Source organism: Bacteroidales bacterium, assembly GCA_018334875.1.
Lineage (GTDB): Bacteria > Bacteroidota > Bacteroidia > Bacteroidales > UBA12077 > JAGXLC01.
In genome coordinates this window covers 1-3,641 of the sequence record JAGXLC010000412.1, presented here as the reverse complement: position 1 = coordinate 3,641, position 3,641 = coordinate 1, and the positions used below count along the sequence as shown (strand labels likewise).

Below are 3,641 nucleotides of genomic sequence, written 5' to 3'. Positions count from 1 at the left end.
CCCTCGTTCCCTCGTCATCCCTTCTTCCTGATCATCATCAGGCCGTCGCGCAAGGGCAGGATCACCTGTTCCAGCTCCCGGTCCTTTTTCACCATCTCGTTGAACCGGTGAATGCCCATGGTATGGGAATCTTTGGTATCCGGATGCACCACTTTGCCGTCCCATAGCACATTATCGGCCAGTATGGCTCCCCCTTTCCTGAGCTTTTCCCTGCATATCTCCAGATAATCAGGGTATTCCCTTTTATCGGCATCAATGTAGATCAAATCGAACGGCCCGGGGAGATTTCCGGTGATCTCCAGGGCATCTCCTATGTGAAGGGTTATTTGCTTTTTCAGTCCCGACCGGACCAGGTAGTGGTTTATGAAATCTTCCAGTTCGTCGTTCACTTCAATGGTATGGAGCATCCCTCCTTCAGTCAGGCCACGGGCCAGACAGATGGCCGAGTAGCCTGTATAGGTTCCGATCTCCAGGATTTGGGATGGCTGCAGCAGCTTGCTGAGCATTTCCAGGATTTTGCCCTGGAGGTGACCCGAGAGCATCCTCGGATGGAGCACCCTTTTGTGGGTTTCCCTGTACAGCTCGTAGAGCAGGTCGTCTTGCCTTTCCGAATGGTCCAGTATATACTGTTCTATTTCCGAAGATATTTCAAACATGGCTTATTTATAGATTAATGTCGTTAAACGATCGGGATCCAGCACCTCATTGGCCGTTTCCCTGAGGTCTTCCGCAGTGATCCGGTCTATTTTGTTTTTCATTTCCTCCAGCGAATTCACCCGGTTCAGCATCAGGTAACTTTTCCCGTGCGACAGCATACGCGATACGGGATTCTCGGAGCTGATGGCAATCTGGCCGAACAACTGCCGCTTGGCCTTGCTCAGTTGTATCTTGCCCAGGTTGGTGGTGCGCAGCCGCTCAAATTCTTTGTGAATGTGGTTCAGAGTTTTATCTACACGGCCTTTTTCGGTTCCGAAATATACGGTAAAGAGCCCTACATCAGAGAATGGCGTATAGCTGGATTCGATATTGTACACGTACCCCAGCTTCTCCCTCAGCAGCATATTCAGGCGGGAGGTAAGTCCGGGGCCGGCAATGATGTTCTCCAGAAGTGCCATGACGAGCTTTTTGGGATGGTGCATGTCATAGGTCACATTCCCTACGATGCAGTGGGCCTGGTTGGTATTGGTCTTGATAACCCGCTTCTTCGGGGTGTAGCCTTTGAAAGGCTCCCTGTGGCCGGTGGCTTTTCCGTTCGGGATGGCACCGAAATGTTTGTCTACCAGTTTCACCAGTTTGGTGAATGAAATATTCCCCGCCGAGGTGATCACCATCTCCGAGGGGTGGTAATTGCGGTCGACAAAGTGCCGGAAATCTTCCGCCCCGAAACGGTTCAGCAGCTCGGGCGTGCCCAGTATGTTTTTGCCCAGGGGCTGGTTGGCAAATACCAGCTCCTCAAAATCATCGTATATTGCTTCCGAGGGATTGTCTTTATAGAAATTGATCTCATCGATGATGACGCTTTTCTCCCTTTTGATCTCATTTCCCGGAAAAACGGAGTTGAAGGTGATGTCGGCCATGAGCTCCAGCGACCTTTCGTAGTCGTTTTTCAGGAAGGAAGTGTGGATACAGGTGTCCTCCTTGGTCGTATAGGCGTTGATCTCACCTCCTGCATCATCCACCCTGCTGAGGATATGAAAAGCTTTGCGTTTTTTGGTTCCTTTGAAGAACAGGTGTTCCACAAAATGGGCGATTCCCTGTTCGTCCTCCATCTCGTCACGCGAGCCGGCGTTGATCATCAGTCCGCAGTGGGCCACCTCCGAGTGGTCGGGCAGGTGGATGATCCTTAATCCGTTGGAAAGCTTATGGGTATGATATTGCATGGTTTCTCTGCTTTTAATACTTCCTGTTGAATAATGGTTTCAGGTCTGAAATCAATTAAATGGTGGATTACATATAAAATAACAAATCACAAATTCCAAAAAACAAAATTCAAAATTACAAAAGATCGGCATGGTGCAATAATTTTTCCTTTTCAGTTCCGTTGGGAAGTTGGATTGCAATCAGTGTGCATAGTATTTTTATGGCATTTAAATAAACAAAAATTCCCCGTAAAAATTTTGCAAAAAAATATTTTTGCGTACATTTGCAATCGCTTGAAACGAATGGAGCCATAGCTCAGTCGGTAGAGCAACGGACTGAAAATCCGTGTGTCCCTGGTTCGATTCCAGGTGGTTCCACAGCCCCGTCCGGCAGTTGCCGGACGGGGCTTTTTTAATGGTGGATGTCGCAGACGCATGGCACGGAAGCATGGGTAAATGTTTCACCTGATATCCATACCGAATTCAGTAAGTATAGTGAATATAACAGACAATGGAGAAATAAGATGCGTGTTTACTTTAGCCAGATGTTGCCGTTCATTGTAGAAAACGACGGTGCAAATATTAAAAGGTAGTTGAATAAGAAATTGTATATTTGTGAAAAGCAAATGCAATTTGATTTTATGACAAATAATTCTCAAATAGAAGTCGAAAATAAGCTCATTTCCATTGTAAAACAGGATTAGCAAGATTATATAAGTCTGACCGACATGGTTAGAGGTGAAGAAGGTTCTGACCATATTAGGAACTGGATGAGAAATCGCAATACTGTTGAATTCATTGGATTATGGGAGACTTTGAATAATCCAAATTTTAAACCTGTCGAATTCGACACCTTTAGAAAACAAGCAGGATTAAACAGTTTCAACTTGACTCCTAAAAAATGGATTGAAGCTACAAATGCGATTGGTCTGATTTCAAGGTCAGGCAGATACGGTGGTACTTATGCGCATAAAGATTTAGCATTTGAGTTTGGCTCCTGGATTAGTCCAATGTTTAAGCTACTGTTGATTAAAGAGTATCAACGATTAAAAGAGATTGAGAGTAATCAGTACAACCTTGAGTGGAATGTAAAACGAATTTTAACCAAAACAAACTATCAGATTCATACTGATGCTATTAAAGATTGTATCCTTCCCGAGAAGAACTACGATAAAGACAAAGAATGGATAATTTATGCAGAGGAAGGTGATTTGTTAAATGTAGCCTTGTTTAAATGTACTGCGAAAGATTGGCGTGAAGCAAATCCTGATAAAGCAAAGAAAGGATTGAATATTCGTGATTTTGCAAGCATTAATGAACTTGTTGTACTAGCAAATCTGTAAAACCTTAATTCTATTTTAATCCGTAACCAGATTGATAAAGTGGAAAGATATCGACAATTAAGAGATATTGTAAAAGTTCAATTAAAATCACTTGATGAAAAAGATTTTATGAAAGCATTAAAAAAAGTATCAGATGACATATATATCGAAAATAAGAAGAAACTGGAATAAACAACGAAACGGCAACATTTAACATACTGTATAAACAATTGGGGCGGAGTGGATTAATCGAAGCAAGTCAATATAGCAACATTTATTACCGGGGAATAGGACCCAGGTAAACTTTCCCCAACTGTTCATACCGCTGTCCGTTGGGGTTGCAATTTTGGAGGACGAAAGTGTAAGAAAAAGAAATATAATTTTGCTTGAGAATTGCGTTTTTTTATTAGTATCTTGCAAATTAAATCGATGAATTATGAGAACTAACGAGATATTGAAA

Annotated in this window: 3 protein-coding genes, 1 tRNA gene and 1 pseudogene; 3 read left to right on the top strand and 2 right to left on the bottom strand. The window is 43.2% G+C overall.

Features of this window, described 5'->3' with window-relative positions:
• Positions 1-14: 14 nt before the first annotated feature.
• Together KGY70_18995 and KGY70_18990 are read right to left on the bottom strand one after the other, a co-directional pair.
• Positions 15-656, bottom strand: a complete 642-nt coding sequence (locus KGY70_18995; protein ID MBS3777289.1) for an O-methyltransferase — start codon at positions 654-656, stop codon at positions 15-17.
• A 3-nt stretch (positions 657-659) separates the two neighbouring features.
• Positions 660-1,880 (bottom strand): insulinase family protein, encoded by a 1,221-nt coding sequence (locus tag KGY70_18990; GenBank protein ID MBS3777288.1) that lies wholly within the window; start codon positions 1,878-1,880, stop codon positions 660-662.
• A gap of 284 nt (positions 1,881-2,164) precedes the next feature.
• On the opposite strand from KGY70_18990, the gene KGY70_18985 reads away from it, so the two are divergent.
• From KGY70_18985 to KGY70_18975, 3 genes and pseudogenes are all read left to right on the top strand, one after another.
• A tRNA-Phe gene (locus KGY70_18985) sits at positions 2,165-2,237 on the top strand.
• 44 nt (positions 2,238-2,281) lie between these two features.
• The gene (locus KGY70_18980; protein ID MBS3777287.1) at positions 2,282-2,452 is read left to right on the top strand and encodes a hypothetical protein; all 171 of its coding nucleotides are present in this window, start codon (positions 2,282-2,284) and stop codon (positions 2,450-2,452) included.
• 48 nt (positions 2,453-2,500) lie between these two features.
• Positions 2,501-3,373, top strand: a pseudogene (locus KGY70_18975) (KilA-N domain-containing protein).
• Positions 3,374-3,641: the final 268 nt, after the last annotated feature.